This is a genomic window from Roseobacter sp. MED193 (assembly GCF_000152965.1).
Classification (GTDB): domain Bacteria; phylum Pseudomonadota; class Alphaproteobacteria; order Rhodobacterales; family Rhodobacteraceae; genus Pseudophaeobacter.
The window spans coordinates 2540430-2556610 of sequence record NZ_CH902583.1 but is presented as its reverse complement, the minus strand read 5'-3'; the positions used below and the strand labels follow the sequence as shown (position 1 = coordinate 2556610).

Below are 16181 nucleotides of genomic sequence, written 5' to 3'. Positions count from 1 at the left end.
AGCTTAAGCCCGAACCCGTCGGCGCGGACTTGGTGCCAGAAGGCGCGAATACACCCTCCCTATCACCTTCTCTAAATATTCCCGCCGGAGGCCTCACCGCGCGCAAGCGCGGTGATCACAAAGCACTACGGGAAGTCTAGACCAAGACGTCAATGTGGTCCTGTTCGCCAACGCCAAAGACGCGTTTATAGCGGGCGATCTCTGACCTGGGCCCCATGGCCTTTTCCGGATTGTCAGACAGTTTCACCGTTGGTTTTCCATTGGCCGAGATCGCCTTGCAGACCAGCGAAAATGGCGCCAGCCCATCATTAGGAACCAGCCCGCGAAAATCATTGGTCAGCAGGGTGCCCCAACCAAAAGAGACCTTGGTGCGGCCGGCAAACTGCCCATGGAGTTCAGTGATTTTTTCAACGTCCAACCCGTCCGAGAAGATGACCCGCTTGTCTTGCGGGTCCTCACCGCGATCCTGCCACCATTTGATCGCCACTTCAGCCCCAGCCGCAGGGTCACCGCTGTCGATGCGGATGCCGGTCCACCCCGCCAGCCAGTCTGGTGCATGGTCCAGAAAGCCCTGGGTGCCATAGGTGTCGGGCAGAATGATCCGCAGGTTACCGTCATGTTCGTCATGCCAGTCTGACAGGACTTCATAGGGCGCCTGCGCCAGGGCGGTATCATCCGCTGCCAAAGCTGAATAGACCATCGGCAGCTCATGGGCATTAGTGCCGATCGCCTCGACCTCGCGGCGCATGGCAATCAAACAGTTCGAGGTGCCGGTGAACGCATCGCCCAAACCTTCGCGCATCGCTTGCACGCACCAGTCCTGCCAGAGAAAGCCATGTCGCCGCCGGGTGCCAAAATCCGCAATGCTGAGTCCGTCGATCTGGCGCAGCCGTTCGATTTTTTCCCAGACCCGGGTCATGGCCCGCGCATAGAGCACCTGCAGTTCAAACCGCCCCATGTCGTTCAAGACCGCACGCGAACGCAGCTCCATCAGCACGGCCAGGGCCGATATCTCCCAGAGCATCACCTCATGCCACTTGCCTTCAAAGGTCAGCTCGTACTGATCGCCAACACGTTCCAGGTGGTAGGCCGGCAGGCGCAGGTTCTCGAACCATTCCATGAAATCTGGGCGGAACATCTGGCGTTTGCCGTAGAAGGTATTGCCGCGCAGCCAGGTGCTCTCACCGCGCGATAATGAGAGAGAGCGGATATGATCCAGCTGCTCCCGCAGCTCGCCCTCGTCAATCAAGCGCGCCAGCGGCACCGAGGTAGACCGATTGATCAGCGAGAAAGTGACCTCGGTCTCTGGTTTGTTGCGAAATACTGATTGGCACATCAGCAGCTTATAAAAGTCCGTATCAATCAACGAACGGATGATTGGATCGATCTTCCATTTGTGATTGTAGACGCGGGTTGCAATATCCACCGGCGGCCTCATGTAAGTTGGGTCACAACTTGATAGGACAGCCAACCAGCCAGAGCAAGCCAAGGCCGAGCAGGTTGGCTTCTGTCTGTTTGACTATTCCGCACCAGTGCGCGCACGGCCTGCCCGTGTTGTTCTTCCCACCAATTAGCCGAAGCGGCCCTGCTGGGTTCACCCGGTCAGCTGGACCCCCTGTATGTCAGAAAAACTGGCCAGAACTTCCAACAGTTGGCTTTTGGAGATTGGTTTTGTCACAAATTCATTCATACCCGCTGCCAGACAGGCTTCACGATCTGAATCAAACGCATTCGCAGTCAAAGCGACAATCACAGGCTGCGACTGCCCGGAGGCGCGAATGATACGTGTTGCCTCCAATCCATCCATGACCGGCATGCTGATATCCATCAAAATAATGTCCGGCCTAAACAGCTTTGCTTTATCCACCGCCTCGGCGCCGTCATGGGCAAATTCCAGTTCAACAGACGCGTCTTTGAGGAACTTTTGGATCAATAGTCGGTTCACTCGGTTGTCTTCAGCCACCAAGATCCGCTCCCCTGACAGCCCGTCATTCCCCCCTTTGGGTTCTTGATTGGGCAGGGCCGTTGCCTCTGCAGTGCTGCCCAAGGCAAAAGGGAGGACGAGGGTAAAACAGGAGCCAGAGCCGATTTCAGAAGTGACCGTGATACGCCCCCCCATGGCCTCAGCCAAGCGCCTGGATATGGCCAGCCCAAGGCCAGAGCCGCCAAACCGGCGGCTGATCGCGGCATCGGCCTGTGAGAAGCGCTCGAAGATTCCTGTGAGCATATCTTTTGGAATGCCAATACCTGTGTCGATAATCGCGCAGTTCAATAGAACCCCGCCATCCTGGGCTGGTTCCATTTCTACCGAGACCTTTACCCTGCCTTTTTCCGTAAACTTAATCGCATTGCCGACCAAGTTATTCAAAATTTGCCGCAGTCGGTGATCATCTCCTACCAGGTAACGCGGCAGATCTACATCACGCTCAACTTCCAGCGTCAGCCCCTTGGCTTCGGCCTGAGTAAGGAGCAACTGGATTGTCTCTTCCAAGCACTGATGCAGGTCAAAATTGCACGGGTTGAGCGAAATCTGCCCTGCGTCAAGTTTTGACAAATCAAGGATATCGTTGATCAGCGCCAACAGTGTCTTGGCAGAGCTGAGGATCGTGTTTGTATAGAGCCTCTGGTCGCCATCAAGATCGGTTTCCTCCAACAATTGCGCCATCCCGATCACCCCATTCATGGGGGTGCGGATTTCATGGCTCATAGTGGCAAGGAAATCCGATTTGGCGCGCCCGCCTTCTTCCGCAGCGAGACGCGCTTCTTCTAATTGTTGGGCATTTTGTTTGGCCGCTGTCATGTCGCGCTCAATGGCGATGTAGGACATTTCCCCTCCCTGGTTGCCCAATATGGGAACCTGGTTTGTCTCCAGCCAGACATCATGTCCATCTTTGTGGCGGTTCAAAATCTCCAACCTAAAGGGCTGCCGAGCCCGTCGCCCCTCTATCAACTTGTCGAGAGTATCTTGATTGGTCTGTGGATGGTTCAACAATTCACCGGGTTCCCGCCCCTGAATTTCTTCAAAGCTGTATCCGGTAATCCGGGTAAAGGCCTCGTTCACCCATTGGACCTTGTTGTTTTGATCGATGAGCAAGACACTGTCATTGGCGTGGCGTGCCACCAAGGCCAGTCTCTTGGCCTCAACCTGCTGCGAAAGTAGGCGTTGGTAGGCACCTTCCAGCTCTTGCTGTTGCAGGGCCTGCGTCAACATTATGCTACGGATGCGGGAAAAACTGCGGACAACAAATGTCAAATGCCAGATCAGCGCCCCATAGAGGATCAGAAGACCCGCCAATTGGAGGTGAAAGCCCATGTCATCAAAGCTACCCCTCCCCGTTGCCAAAATAAGGATAGGAGTAAGGGCATAGGCGCACAATCTCACGATTGCTGCGGGCTTATGAAAGGGATAGGTCAAACCGGCATTTATTGCACCGCCAGCCAACAGGCCAACGGTAAATACCGGGTCGACCGCCTGCTGCCCGCCATCGCCAAACAGAGACGAAACCCAAAACGGCGTCGCTGCGCCAACGGCAAAGGCAGTTCCATGCAACAGGGCTGTGATCGTGCTGACAATCCGTAACGCCCTAGTGTCGGCGCCCTGTTCTACCTTGCGCCGCGCATAGCGCAGGTAGAGACCATCAATGACTTCTGCAGTGCTCGCCACGGTCATCCCAAGGACCCCCGCCAGCGGCGAAACAACAAACCCCAAGACTAAGCTCACCAGTGCAACAAATCCGATGCGTGGCCAGAATATCCGGATTTGCCCACGCAGATACCGCAGGAACAACCCATCCAGACTATATCGGTCATGGTGCTGGGCCAGCGGTCCCGTTCCAGACTTTCCATGGGTCGTCATACGTCGCTTTTGCCTCCGCGCAATCAGCCAAACATAACCAGCCCACTCTTTCAAAATTCCTAAAACAACGCGATATGGAACGAAATTGCGTCTGGCCATACTATGGTCCTTCAGCCCTGTTGGACCTGCACCCCAGCCGCCTGCATATCTGTTAAAGACTTAGCCAGCGATCCGCCCAGATCTATGCCTCGACACGCGGCGAGCTCAACCTTGGCCTGAAACCCCAACCTAGCGGCATCAAGCGCCGAAAAAGCGACGCAAAAATCGGTAGCCAACCCAACAAACGTCAACTCGGATATCCCACGAGAACGGAGATAGCCTTCCAAACCGGTCGGGGTCAGTTGATCATTCTCAAAAAAGGCCGAATAGCTGTCAATCGCGGAACGGAAGCCCTTGCGGATAATCAAATCGCCACTCAAATCAAGCGCCGGGTGAAACGCTGCCCCCTGACTGCCCTGGATACAATGATCCGGCCATAGCACCTGGGTACCATAGCTCATTTCCAGGGTCTCTAGTGGAGACATGCCCGGATGCGAACTGGCAAAGGAAGAATGTCCCGCCGGGTGCCAGTCCTGCGTCAGGATCACGGTCTCGAAATCCTTCATCATCGCATTGATTGGCACCACAACCTCATCCCCGCCGGGAACTGCAAGAGCTCCTCCCGGGCAAAAATCGTTTTGCACGTCAACTACGATCAGGGCCTGCGTCATCTCTGTTTCTCCAAGTCTCTTGAGGCATGGTGGCTCCCTGCTTTTACAAAAGGAAACAATGCCTGCTTGCAACACTGGATAAAAGTCATAGGGACGCAAGAGCAAAGGCGAAAAAGGGGTACAAAACACCCTATCCTTTGGGGTTTTCCTTGAAAAATGCGGCACAGCGCTCTAAGGGCGCTGCATGTACAAAATCGCTGCCCTTTATCACTTCACTCGTTTCGCTGATCCTGCCGCTCTGAAGCCGGCGCTGCTGGAGCTTTGCCTGCAGCAAGAAGTAACTGGCTCTCTCTTGCTGGCACAGGAAGGGATCAATGGCACCATTGCGGGCCCAGAGGCCGGGATTAAGGCCGTTCTTGATCATATAAAAACGCTGCCGGGCTGCGCGGATTTGGTCTGGAAAGAAGCCTTTAGCGATCATCCTCCCTTTGGCAAGATCAAGGTTCGCCTGAAAAAAGAAATCGTCACCATGGGGCAACCCGATGTCGATCCAAAGGCCAGCGTTGGCCATTATGTCGAGCCCGAAGACTGGAACGCGCTGATCCGCGCCGAGGATGTTGCCGTCATTGATACGCGTAATGATTACGAAGTGCAGATCGGTACATTTGAAGGTGCCATCGATCCCGAAACCGCAAGTTTTCGTGAATTTCCCGCCTGGTGGCAGGCCAACAAAGATCGGTTCCACAACAAACGTGTGGCGATGTTTTGCACCGGCGGCATTCGCTGCGAAAAATCGACGAACTATCTGCTGAGCCAAGGCGTAGAGGATGTCTATCACCTCAAGGGGGGCATTCTGCGCTATCTGGAAGAAATGCCGCCTGAGGACAGCAGCTGGCAAGGCGAGTGCTTTGTTTTTGACAACCGGGTCTCCGTTGGTCACGGCTTGGTCGAGGGCCCGCATGAGCTTTGCCACGGCTGCCGCCGCCCCATCCTGCCCAAGGACAAACTGCTTCCCTCCTTTGAAATGGGGGTGTCTTGCTACCAGTGCATTGATGAAACCTCAGAGGCAGATAAGGCCCGTTTCCGCGAGCGGCAGAAACAGATGCGTCTCGCCCGTGAACGCGGGGAAGCCCATCACGGCGGGCGTAGCGCCTGAGCGTTCCCAACCATAAGACAAGTATACTCAAGGCAATGCAACTAAACGGATTTTTTGTTGCACTGCCGACCAAATTATATGCATGTTTCAGACAGGCTTTTTTAGTGCTCGATTGGCGCAATTTCAGCGTTTTGCCGGATTTTGAGCGTTCTTCGATTTATGCGTCTGAATTTTAAGTGGTTTACCCTCACTTCTAATCTCGCAACCACGCAGGCACCAAAGTCACTACCAACGGGTAAAATGAACGACCTAGAATGGGGGGGGAAGCGCGCATGAATGACGTGAGGGTCAGCACGAGGCCACAAGTGGCACAGGAAACGAGTGAGCCTACGGGTATTTCCATGGGTGCCATTCAACTCCCGGATTTGTTTCGCGATCTCCCCGACGCCGTAATTGTTGCGGATGCAGATCGACGCATCACCTGGGTCAACCCCGCCTTTGAGCTCCTGTTCGGATACGCGCACGAAGAAATGGTGGGTGAGATCACAAAAAACCTCTATGCTGATCCAGAAAGCTACATGGAACAGAGCCGCAACCGCTTCACCCCCGACAGTACCCAAGCTGACCACAATTACGAAATGCGGTATCGGCGCAAAAACGGCAAAACCTTCCTAACCCAGACCACCGGCGGCCCGATCCGTGCCAATAGCGGGGCCGTTTTTGGATACTTTGCGATTATCAAAGATATCTCCAAAACCCGCGCCATCGAAGAGCTGCTGCATAAACTGTTCCATATCTCTACGGATCAGGAGATGTGTCACACAGCAAAAATCAACTCCATACTGAAGCTTGGCTGTGAGCATTTCCAAACGGATTCCGCAATTGTGAGCTGGGTGCGTGAGGACATCTATACCATTCTCTACAGTCAATCGGATCTGGTAGAGATCCCACGCGGCACCAGCTTCCCGCTCGGCGACACCTATTGCTCTGAAATGCTGGCAGGCGATGGCCCTCTGGCCTGCCATTCTGCCAAACAATCGCAATTTGCCAGCCACCCTTGCTATGATCTGTTCCTGTTGGAAACCTATATCGGGGTGCCTCTGATTGTAGATGGCCAACCGTTTGGCACTCTGAACTTCACCTCCCCCGAAGCGCGCCATCCGTTTGAAACCGGTGATCTGGAGATGATAAAGATGTTCGCCGCCTGGATTGGGCAGCAATTGAGCATTGAGAAAGAGACCAATCAGTTGCCAACAGGCACTACGCCACAGGATTAGGCAAATTGCAGGCCAGGGTCAGGCGCCTATCTGATCGTGGTCCGTCAAGCACTCGGAGTGGTCGCGCAACACCTCCAGCACCCGGCAGTCTGCAACCGAATGATGGGTGCAATCACTGATCATTCGCTTCAACTCTAGCTGCAGCACCTGCAATCGTGCGATGCGATCCTCAACCTGTTTCAACTGCCGCTGAGCAATGGAATCTGCATCCACACAGGATTGCGATGGGTTATCCGCCAAAACCAGCAACTCGCGAATAGCCTCTAGCGAAAACCCCAGTTGCCGCCCGTGGCGGACAAAACTCAGCCTGTCCAGCTCTGCCTGACCATAGCGCCGTTGACCGCCTCGCGTCCGCTCAGGCTCTGGCATCAGGCCAATGGTCTCATAATAGCGAATGGTCTGCACCTTTGTTCCAGTGCGTTTTGCTAGGGTGCCAATCGTCAGCATTTCAAACCTCCCTCCCCTTAAGCAGCCGTAAAGCATTGCCAACCACCAAGAGCGAAACCCCCACATCAGCAGCAATTGCCCCCCACATGGAGGCCAGGCCAAAGGCGGTTGCTAGGGCAAATCCCATCTTGGTCACCAGTGAAAGTCCAATGTTTTGACGGATCACCGCCATGGTTCGGCGCGAATGAGCAATCAACCAGGGCAAGCGGCTGATGTCATCGCTCATCAGAGCGATGTCTGCGGTTTCAATCGCTGCATCTGAGCCCACAGCCCCCATTGCCACGGCAAAATGCGCCCGCGCCATCGCCGGGGCATCATTGACCCCGTCCCCCATCATCGCCACCATATCATAGCGCTCGGTGAGCCTCTCCACCTTGGCGAGCTTGTCAGCAGGCAGTAACCCGGCATGCACCTCATCTATCCCCGTGGCTTGCGCAACGGCGCCAGCAGCGGCCGCATTGTCACCGGTGAGCATCACCACCTGTTTGACTCCCAAATCATGCAGGGCCTCGATGGTGTCACGCGCCCCGACGCGCAGTCTGTCGCGCAGGGCAATCAACCCCATAGGCCCGCTGGCATCCCCCACCACCACAATCGTAGCCCCTGCAGCCTCAATCTCGGCCATCAGGGTGGTGGGCAGTGCAGCACCAAAACCCCGTTCCGTCCCAAAGCGGGGGGAGCCGAGCCAGAGCGCCTGCTCTCCCTGCCGTCCCTCCAGCCCGCGTCCCGGTATGATGCGGCTGTCCGCGGCGGCCACATAGGCCAGCTTTTGACGCGTGGCCTCGGCCAGTATGGCCAGCGCCAGCGGGTGCGAAGCCCGTGCCTCCAGCGCTGCTGCAGCCTGTAACACTTCGGTTTGGCTAGCGCTGCCAAGAGGATGGATCCCGACGACTTCGGGGCGACCTTCGGTCAATGTGCCGGTCTTATCCAGTGCAATGGCCTGCAGCTTTCCCGGGGCCTCGATATAGGCACCACCTTTGATCAGCACCCCGGCACGGGCCGCCGCAGTAAGCGCCGCGACAATCGACACCGGGGTCGAAATCACCAAGGCACAGGGGCAGGCAATCACCAGCAGCACCAGGGCATTGTAGACCCAAAAACCCCAATCCCGGCCCATCAACAGCGGCGGCAGGCAGGCCAGGGCAATGGCCAGCGCCAGAACTGTTGGCGTATAGATACGGGCGAACTTTGACACCCATTGCTCTACCGGGGCGCGGCGGGCATGGGCGTCGCCAACCATGCGGGTGATCTTGGCCAGAACTGTATCGCTGGCCAGCTTGGTTGCCTCCACGGTCAGGCTGCCCTCACCATTCAGCGTCCCAGCGTAAACCTCATCGCCGGGTTCTTTGGCAACCAGGGCGCTTTCCCCGGTGATGGGCGCCTGATCCACAGCACCTGCCCCTGCAATCACCCGCCCGTCCATCGGGATGCGGTCGCCGCCACGCAGGACAAAATGCTGGCCGATCTGCACCTCACCGGCGGGCATTTCAACCTCGTGCCCATTCTCCTGCACAACACGGGCTGTGGCAGGAGCCAGATCGAGCAGGGCCGAAACCGCGTTGCGCGCCCGTCCAACGCTCCAGGATTCCAGCGTCAGTGACAGGGCAAAGAAAAACGCCACTGTAGCGGCTTCGAAATATTCGCCCAGGCTGATGGCCCCGACAACGGCTACCACCATCAGAAGGTTCATATCCGGGGAAAGATTGCGCAGCGCATACCAGGCCTTTGGCAGTACCAGCCAAACCCCCAGCGCCACCGCAACCAGAAACAAACCCAACTCCCCCACAGGCACCGGCAAATCGTCGTGACCGTCAAATAGCTGTCCCAGACCCGCAGCTCCCGAATGGGCCACATGCCAGGCCAGCCCCCCGCCCCAAAACAGCGCGCTAGCCGCGGTAAAGCGCGTTTGGCGGTTGAGATGGGCCGCCTGATCGGCCTCCGCACTTTTGCCATCCCAGGGCATGGCGCTCATACCGGTCTTGGCAACCAGGCTCAGCACCTGCTCATCCGGGATCTGCAGCGCTGAGGCCAACAGGGTCATGCGCCCGTTCAGCACATCAAAACCGAGATGGTCAGCTCCGCCCACCACCGGGCCAAGCACCCGGTTGAGGCTCGCCACCTCTTCGGCGCAGCATAGACCAGTGATGCGGAAATTGCGCCCCGCCCTAAGCTCTGCGGTGTTCGGAACCGCAGCCTCAGCCCCACGGCTGCAACAGCCTGCGGGATCAGCTACATGGGCATGGGGTTTGGGGTCAGCAGGGGCCAGATTGGCGGAGCAGCAGCGGGTATCCTGGGGCATTGGGGCCTCTCGGTTTTCAAAGACCTGCCCTAGATAGGACCTACAGTGACTAGAGGTTCAAGAGATTTCTTCACAGACTTTGGTCAAAGGATATCCCTGACAGTTTAGTGCCCTTTGTCGCCGTGGAAAAGGAAAGGGGGACGCTGCCCCAGGATGGGACAGGGGCAGCGCTGAGAGGCCTTGAATCAGCTGTCGCCGGTCTCGTCGTAATCCGACATCGGCGGACAGGTGCAGATCAGGTTGCGGTCGCCATAAGCGTTGTCCACCCGATTGACGGCCGACCAGTATTTGTCGACGCCAAGGTTGCCGGGAGGGAAGCAGGCTTGCTCGCGGCTGTAGGGACGATCCCAGTCCCCCACCAGATCACGCACGGTGTGTGGCGCGTTCTTCAGCGGGTTGTTTTCCGCGTCGATCTTGCCGTCGATGATGTCCTGCGCTTCCGAACGGATCGACAGCATGGCTTCGCAGAAGCGATCCAGTTCATCCTTGGGCTCGGACTCGGTGGGCTCAACCATCAGCGTGCCAGCCACCGGCCAGGACATGGTTGGGGCGTGGAATCCGCTATCGATCAAACGCTTGGCCACATCATCCACGGTGACGCCGCCCTCGTCATTCAACGGACGGGTGTCCAGAATACATTCATGGGCCACACGCCCCGTCGCCGAGGTATAGAGGATGCCATAGTCATCCTTGAGCCGCGCGGCGATGTAGTTGGCGTTGAGAATTGCAACCTTGGTCGCCTGTGTTAGACCAGCGCCCCCCATCAACAGGATATAGGCCCAGCTGACTGGCAGGATCGAAGGCGAGCCAAAGGGCGCGGCCGAAACCGGACCAACGGCAGTGCCATACTCGGGGTGGCCTGGGAGGTGCTCTTCCAGATGCGCCTTGACGCCGATCGGACCCATGCCGGGGCCACCGCCACCATGCGGAATGCAGAAAGTTTTGTGTAAGTTCAGGTGGCTAACGTCGCCGCCAATCTTGCCCGGCTGGGCGAGGCCCACCATGGCGTTCATATTGGCTCCATCAATATAGACCTGACCGCCATGATCATGGGTGATCTGGCAAACTTCCTGCACCGTTTCCTCAAACACACCATGGGTCGAAGGATAGGTGATCATGCAGGCCGCAAGGTTGTCAGAGTGTTTGTCAGCTTTGGCACGAAAGTCGGCGACATCGATGTTACCATCCTCATCCGCGATGACCGGAACCACCTTATAGCCTACCATCTGCGCCGAGGCCGGGTTGGTACCATGGGCCGAAGTCGGGATCAGGCAGACATTACGATGCGCTTCACCGCGCGACGCATGGTAGCTGCGGATGGTCAACAGACCCGCATATTCGCCCTGGGCCCCCGAGTTGGGCTGCTGGGAGATCGCGTCATATCCGGTGATCTGGCAGAGCTTGTCGTTCAGATCCTCGATCATCGCATGATAACCCTGCGCCTGATCTTTCGGGCAGAAGGGGTGCAGGTTGCCAAACTCGGGCCAGGTGACCGGGATCATCTCAACGGTGGCGTTCAGCTTCATGGTGCAAGAGCCCAGCGGGATCATCGAGCGATCCAAAGCCAGATCGCGGTCCGCCAGGCGGCGCATGTAGCGGGTGATCTCTGCCTCAGCCCGATTCTTGTGAAAGATCGGGTGGGTCAGATAGGCGCTTTCGCGCAGCGCGTAGTCCGGCAAACGATAGGCACGGTTGGCCTGGCTGTCGTCTTTTTTGTCGATGCCAAAGGCGCCCCACACGGCCTCGATTGTTTCCTTGCGGGTCTGCTCATCCAGGCTGATGCCCACCTTGGTTTCGCCCACCTTGCGCAGGTTGATACCACGGGCAACGGCAGCTTCCATGACGGTCTGCTGCAGCGGGCCGACCTCAACGGTGATGGTGTCAAAGAAGACTTCGGGCTCAACCTTGAAGCCGTGCTCTTCCAGGCCGGCAGCCAGGCGCGAGGTCTTGCGGTGGACCGACTGCGCGATCGCCTTGATGCCGTCGGGGCCGTGGTAGACCGCATACATAGAGGCCATGACGGCCAGCAGTGCCTGCGCAGTGCAGACGTTGGAGTTGGCCTTTTCGCGACGGATGTGCTGCTCGCGGGTTTGCAGCGCCAGGCGGTAGGCTTTGTTGCCACGGCTGTCGATTGACACACCAATGATACGCCCAGGCATGGCTCGTTTCAATTTGTCGGTGGTTGCCATATAGGCGGCGTGGGGGCCGCCATATCCCATGGGGACGCCAAAGCGCTGGGTCGAACCGATGGCGATGTCTGCCCCCATCTCACCGGGCGATTTCAGCAGCGCCAACGACAGGATGTCAGCAGCAACTACGGCGATACCTTTATGATCGTGCAGGGCTTTGATCTCATCGGTAAAGTCGCGCACGTGGCCATAGGTGCCTGGGTATTGGAAGATCGCACCAAAGACCGCGCCGGGCTCCAGCTCATCCGGATCCGCAACCACAACGTCGATCCCCAGAGGCTCGGCCCGGGTCTTGATCACAGCGATGGTCTGGGCGTGGCAGTTCTGGTCCACAAAGAAGGCCGCATTGTTGGCCTTGGAGCGCGAGCCACGGTGCGCCATCGCCATGGCTTCGGCCGCCGCTGTGGCCTCGTCCAGCAGGGAGGCATTTGCAATATCCATACCTGTCAGGTCGCTGACCATGGTCTGGTAGTTCAACAGCGCCTCAAGGCGACCCTGAGAAATTTCGGGCTGATAGGGCGTATAGGCAGTGTACCAGGCAGGGTTTTCCAGGATGTTGCGCAGGATCGGCGCCGGGGTCGAGGTACCGTAATAGCCCTGGCCAATCAGCGAGGTCAGAACCTTGTTTTGATCGGCAACTTCTTTCATGTGGAACAGTGCGTCACGCTCTGTCATCGCCGGACCCCAGTCCAGTGGATCGTGCTGACGGATGGCGGCGGGCACAGTGGCGTCGATCAGATCGTCAAGAGTCTTGAAGCCGATCACGTTGAGCATCTCAGCCATTTCAGTCGGCGAGGGCCCGATGTGGCGACGATTGGCAAAGTCATAGGCTTCGTAATCAGTCAGTTTAAAGGCCATTTGCGGCGCTCCTATGGAGAAGGGGTATCCAACCGGATCTGTTGGAGCCTCCGGCGGGAATATTTGAAGAAAGGTGAATGAGAGGGGCGGGATCAGCCCGCCCCAACAGGATCAACCGATCAGGGCTTTGTAGCCATCCAGATCCATCAACTCTTCCAGCTGAGCGGGATCAGCCAGTTTGATTTTATAAATCCAGGCCTCGCCCTCGGGAGTTTCGTTCAAGGCGCCAGGGGTCTCGGTGAGGGTCTCGTTTGCGGCAATCACTTCGCCGTCCAGCGGCGCAAAGATTTCCGAAGCCGCTTTGACGGATTCAATCACACCAATCTCTTCGCCTTTTTCAAAAGTATCGCCTGCTTCTTTCTGTTCACAAAAGACAATTTCACCCAGTTGATCCGCCGCATGCTGGGTAATCCCAAGAGTTGCGACATCTCCAGCGACGGTGATCCATTCATGTTCTTCGGAATAATAGGTGGTCATCTGCGATTCCTCCCCAATCTTATGGTTGATTTCAGCGTTTGTAGTTCTGGGTGACAAAGGGCAGCGCGACGATTTCTGCGGGCTGCGCTTTGCCGCGAATAATCAGGCTGACCTGCTCGTCAGGTGCGCCATGTCCAGCGGCGACATAGCCCATGGCCACGGGGCCTCCCACGGTTGGACCGAAGCCACCCGAGGTAATGGATCCGATGGGGGAGCCTTCGGCGCTGTGCACCTCAACGCCCTGACGAGCAGGCGCACGCCCGAGAGGCTTAATACCCACCAGTTTGCGCCCAGCGCCCTCGGTCAGTTCTTTCTGAATGCGCGCTGCACCCGGGAAGCCGCCCTCTTCGCGACGGCGTTTCTGCATCGCCCAGGTCAGTGAGGCCTCCACCGGGGATGTATCGTTGTCGATGTCATTGCCGTAGAGGCACAGACCCGCCTCCAGCCGCAGGGAATCGCGCGCGCCCAGACCGGCAGGCTCACAATCCGGATGGGCCAGGAAAGCTCGGGTGATCTCGACGGCCCTATCCTCGGGGATGGAAATCTCGTAGCCATCCTCACCGGTATACCCCAGGCGCGACAACCGGCAGCTTACCCCGTTGATATCGGCCACGATGGTTTCCATAAACGTCATATCGCAGGCTGCAGGGCAAAGGGCACCCACGACATTTTCCGCCGAGGGTCCCTGCACAGCCACCAGAGCGCGATCGAAAATCTCGGTCACTTCGACGCCTTCCAGATGTTTCTCCATATGCGGGATGTCCTGATGGCGCATCGAGGCATTGACCACGACAAAGAAGTGATCACCAGCATTGGAAACGATCAGATCGTCCATGATGCCGCCATTGTCATTGGTGAAAAACGTGTAGCGGGCTTTACCTTCCTTTAGGTTGGTAAAGCTGGAGGGCGCGAGTTTTTCCAGTTGCGCTGCGACATTCGCACCTCTGAGGATCACCTGCCCCATATGCGAGACGTCGAACAGCCCCGCCTTTTCGCGACATTGCTTATGCTCTCCCATGATGCCCAGCGGGTACTGCACCGGCATTTCCCAACCAGCGAAATCAACCATCTTACCGCCAAGTTCTACATGCAGATCGTAAAGCGGGGTGCGTTTGGGTGCGTCGGTCATTTCAAGATGCCTCTTTGTCGAAATCAGTGTCACAGAACCACAGCTGGTGAGATGCAAGCGCAGCTCTTGTCAGCCAGGATATCAAACCCAAGAGCCAGCGTCGTCACCCCCGGCTTGATCCGCCTTGAATGTTCTTTTAGGAAACTTTTCCCTCATGAGCAACAAAAGATGTCATATGAGAATTTTTGACGGAACTGATCATCAGGGTTATGGTTCGGGTTCAATAGGAGAAAATACCCGAATGGAACCCATCCAGTCAGAAGAAACAGGTCTCGCGCCCGAGGCAAGTGAGGCCCCGGACGGAGAAGTTCTGGGGAAAATGATTCGCGATGCGCGCAAAGAAAAGGGCCTGACACTGGAGGAGGCAGCCAAGGCAGCAGCCATCGGGCGCTCCACCCTGTCCAAGATCGAAAACAACCAGACCCGCCCTAGTTTTGAGATCATCCGACGACTGATGCAGACCCTAGAACTGGAGACACCACAACTCTTTGTGCAATCCGCACAGAGCAGTATTTCAGGGCGACGCGACTACACACTGTCGGGGCGCGGCGAACACCAGAAAACCAAGACCTATGACCATGAGTTGCTATGCACCGAGCTGACCAGCAAACGTATGCTCCCCTATATCAGCACAATCAAGGCGCGGGATGTCACAGAATATGACAGCTGGGTGCGCCATCGCGGCGAAGAGTTCATGTATGTGATCAGTGGCGACCTGGTGCTCTACACTGAGCACTATCGCCCTCTATCCATGTCCGCTGGCGATTCTGTCTATTATGATAGCGGCATGGGGCACGGCTGCGTCTCCACCAGCGAAGAAGAGGCCAAGGTGCTCTGGGTTTCACTGGAGATCTAGCACCCCTGAACGTCGCGCCCTCCTCGCGTCACGGCCCCAGTCAGCCCCCCTCGACAATGGTAATGCTGGCCTCGCAGGCCCCGGCGCGGCGGGTGCGGGCCTCCTGATACTCGGGTGAGTTATAACAATCTCTGGCCTGTTGCAGGCTGTCGAACTCAATAACCACATGGCGCTGCCAACTGCCGCCTTCCAGAGTTTCAGCCGCGCCACCACGCGCCAGGAAACGGGCCCCGTATTGACCAAAGGCAACCGGAGCAACGGCCTGATAACCTGCGTAGGCCTCCGGGTCCGTCACAGTAACATGGGCTATCCAATAGGCCTTTGCCATCGCTCTAGCCCTTCCCTTCTACTGACAACAGGCGCTCGGCCACTGCTGAGGCATCCGCCAGGTGGGCTACCACAGCACACCGCGCCGCCTCTGCATCCCCGGCCACGATGGCGTCACAAATCCTCTGCATATGAAGCAGCCCGGGCTGCTCCCGCTCGGAGGCCGAAAGCGTCATCGCTCGCAACCGGCTAATGCGCCCATTGAGACGATTGACCACCTCCCATGCGATGTGATGGCCAGCAGCTTCGAAGATCACTTGGTAGAACCGGGTTGAGGCCTTGAACAGAGCCCCTGGCAGCGCATCCGCCGTGTTTTGGGCAGACGCCTGTTTAAGCGCCGCCAGCGCAAGGCGCAGATCGCCGTGCAGACGTGCAGATCCAGATCGTGCGCAGGCCATGGCGGCTTCGGTTTCGAGCATGCGGCGGATCTCATATATCTGGCGTGCATCATCCCAGCTCAGCTGTGCCACTATCGGGCCACGATTGGGCAGGATCTCCACCAGCCCTTCGGCCTCCAGATACCGAATCGTCTCCCGGATGACGGTTCGGCTCACCCCCAGCTGGTCGCAAAGGGGGCGTTCTACCAAACGCTCCCCAGGTGAGAACAGCCCGGAGATGATGGCGTCGCGCATCTTCTCCTGCACGATTTCACGAAGCGTTGCAGGAGGTTGTTCGATTTTCAACTGGGCCAAAGCAGGATTTTCCATGGGCCATACCTAC

Annotated in this window: 13 protein-coding genes; 3 read left to right on the top strand and 10 right to left on the bottom strand. The window is 57.4% G+C overall.

Features of this window, described 5'->3' with window-relative positions; all coding sequences use genetic code 11:
• Positions 1 to 136: 136 nt before the first annotated feature.
• The 3 genes from pncB to pncA form a co-directional block, all read right to left on the bottom strand.
• Positions 137 to 1426, bottom strand: a complete 1290-nt coding sequence (gene pncB / locus MED193_RS14615) for a nicotinate phosphoribosyltransferase (RefSeq protein ID WP_039966221.1) — start codon at positions 1424 to 1426, stop codon at positions 137 to 139.
• A 168-nt stretch (positions 1427 to 1594) separates the two neighbouring features.
• Positions 1595 to 3856 (bottom strand): ATP-binding protein, encoded by a 2262-nt coding sequence (locus tag MED193_RS14610; RefSeq protein WP_009810514.1) that lies wholly within the window; start codon positions 3854 to 3856, stop codon positions 1595 to 1597.
• Positions 3857 to 3966: 110 nt separating this feature from the next.
• Entirely contained in the window at positions 3967 to 4566 is a 600-nt protein-coding gene (gene pncA / locus MED193_RS14605) for a bifunctional nicotinamidase/pyrazinamidase (RefSeq protein WP_009810513.1), read from the bottom strand.
• Positions 4567 to 4750: 184 nt separating this feature from the next.
• Here pncA and MED193_RS14600 point away from each other — a divergent pair, with 184 nt between their 5' ends.
• Both MED193_RS14600 and MED193_RS14595 read left to right on the top strand, forming a co-directional pair.
• Positions 4751 to 5662, top strand: coding sequence for a rhodanese-related sulfurtransferase (locus MED193_RS14600; protein WP_009810512.1), 912 nt, complete (start codon positions 4751 to 4753; stop codon positions 5660 to 5662).
• Between the two features lie 272 nt (positions 5663 to 5934).
• A complete protein-coding gene (locus tag MED193_RS14595) occupies positions 5935 to 6879 on the top strand; it encodes a PAS domain S-box protein (RefSeq protein WP_157041359.1) in 945 nt (314 codons plus the stop codon).
• Positions 6880 to 6897: 18 nt separating this feature from the next.
• Here MED193_RS14595 and MED193_RS14590 read toward each other — a convergent pair whose 3' ends face one another.
• From MED193_RS14590 to gcvT, 5 genes are all read right to left on the bottom strand, one after another.
• Positions 6898 to 7326 (bottom strand): helix-turn-helix domain-containing protein, encoded by a 429-nt coding sequence (locus tag MED193_RS14590; protein ID WP_009810510.1) that lies wholly within the window; start codon positions 7324 to 7326, stop codon positions 6898 to 6900.
• Between the two features lies 1 nt (position 7327).
• The gene (locus MED193_RS14585) at positions 7328 to 9445 is read right to left on the bottom strand and encodes a cation-translocating P-type ATPase (protein ID WP_039966915.1); all 2118 of its coding nucleotides are present in this window, start codon (positions 9443 to 9445) and stop codon (positions 7328 to 7330) included.
• A gap of 365 nt (positions 9446 to 9810) precedes the next feature.
• Positions 9811 to 12672, bottom strand: coding sequence for an aminomethyl-transferring glycine dehydrogenase (gene gcvP / locus MED193_RS14580; RefSeq protein ID WP_009810508.1), 2862 nt, complete (start codon positions 12670 to 12672; stop codon positions 9811 to 9813).
• Between the two features lie 111 nt (positions 12673 to 12783).
• The gene (gene gcvH / locus MED193_RS14575; protein ID WP_009810507.1) at positions 12784 to 13149 is read right to left on the bottom strand and encodes a glycine cleavage system protein GcvH; all 366 of its coding nucleotides are present in this window, start codon (positions 13147 to 13149) and stop codon (positions 12784 to 12786) included.
• A gap of 31 nt (positions 13150 to 13180) precedes the next feature.
• Positions 13181 to 14278: a glycine cleavage system aminomethyltransferase GcvT gene (gene gcvT / locus MED193_RS14570; protein ID WP_009810506.1), complete on the bottom strand. Its 1098-nt coding sequence runs from the start codon at positions 14276 to 14278 to the stop codon at positions 13181 to 13183.
• Between the two features lie 241 nt (positions 14279 to 14519).
• Between gcvT and MED193_RS14565 the strand changes: the two genes are divergently transcribed.
• Positions 14520 to 15134 carry a helix-turn-helix domain-containing protein gene (locus tag MED193_RS14565; RefSeq protein ID WP_009810505.1) on the top strand — a complete coding sequence of 205 codons (615 nt, stop codon included), beginning with the start codon at positions 14520 to 14522 and terminating at the stop codon, positions 15132 to 15134.
• A 40-nt stretch (positions 15135 to 15174) separates the two neighbouring features.
• Here the strand turns inward: MED193_RS14565 and MED193_RS14560 are convergent, their stop codons facing one another.
• Entirely contained in the window at positions 15175 to 15462 is a 288-nt protein-coding gene (locus MED193_RS14560) for a DUF1330 domain-containing protein (RefSeq protein WP_009810504.1), read from the bottom strand.
• A 4-nt stretch (positions 15463 to 15466) separates the two neighbouring features.
• Entirely contained in the window at positions 15467 to 16168 is a 702-nt protein-coding gene (locus MED193_RS14555) for a GntR family transcriptional regulator (protein WP_009810503.1), read from the bottom strand.
• Positions 16169 to 16181 lie beyond the last annotated feature (13 nt).

Bases quoted from the DNA above. Each gene is read 5' to 3' on its own strand.
- MED193_RS14610 (WP_009810514.1), bottom strand. From the start codon at position 3,856: ATGACGACCCATGGAAAGTCTGGAACGGGACCGCTGGCCCAGCACCAT.
- pncA (WP_009810513.1), bottom strand. From the start codon at position 4,566: ATGACGCAGGCCCTGATCGTAGTTGACGTGCAAAACGATTTTTGCCCG.
- MED193_RS14600 (WP_009810512.1), top strand. From the start codon at position 4,751: ATGTACAAAATCGCTGCCCTTTATCACTTCACTCGTTTCGCTGATCCT.
- MED193_RS14595 (WP_157041359.1), top strand. From the start codon at position 5,935: ATGAATGACGTGAGGGTCAGCACGAGGCCACAAGTGGCACAGGAAACG.
- MED193_RS14590 (WP_009810510.1), bottom strand. From the start codon at position 7,326: ATGCTGACGATTGGCACCCTAGCAAAACGCACTGGAACAAAGGTGCAG.
- gcvP (WP_009810508.1), bottom strand. From the start codon at position 12,672: ATGGCCTTTAAACTGACTGATTACGAAGCCTATGACTTTGCCAATCGT.
- gcvH (WP_009810507.1), bottom strand. From the start codon at position 13,149: ATGACCACCTATTATTCCGAAGAACATGAATGGATCACCGTCGCTGGA.
- gcvT (WP_009810506.1), bottom strand. From the start codon at position 14,278: ATGACCGACGCACCCAAACGCACCCCGCTTTACGATCTGCATGTAGAA.
- MED193_RS14565 (WP_009810505.1), top strand. From the start codon at position 14,520: ATGGAACCCATCCAGTCAGAAGAAACAGGTCTCGCGCCCGAGGCAAGT.
- MED193_RS14560 (WP_009810504.1), bottom strand. From the start codon at position 15,462: ATGGCAAAGGCCTATTGGATAGCCCATGTTACTGTGACGGACCCGGAG.
- MED193_RS14555 (WP_009810503.1), bottom strand. From the start codon at position 16,168: ATGGAAAATCCTGCTTTGGCCCAGTTGAAAATCGAACAACCTCCTGCA.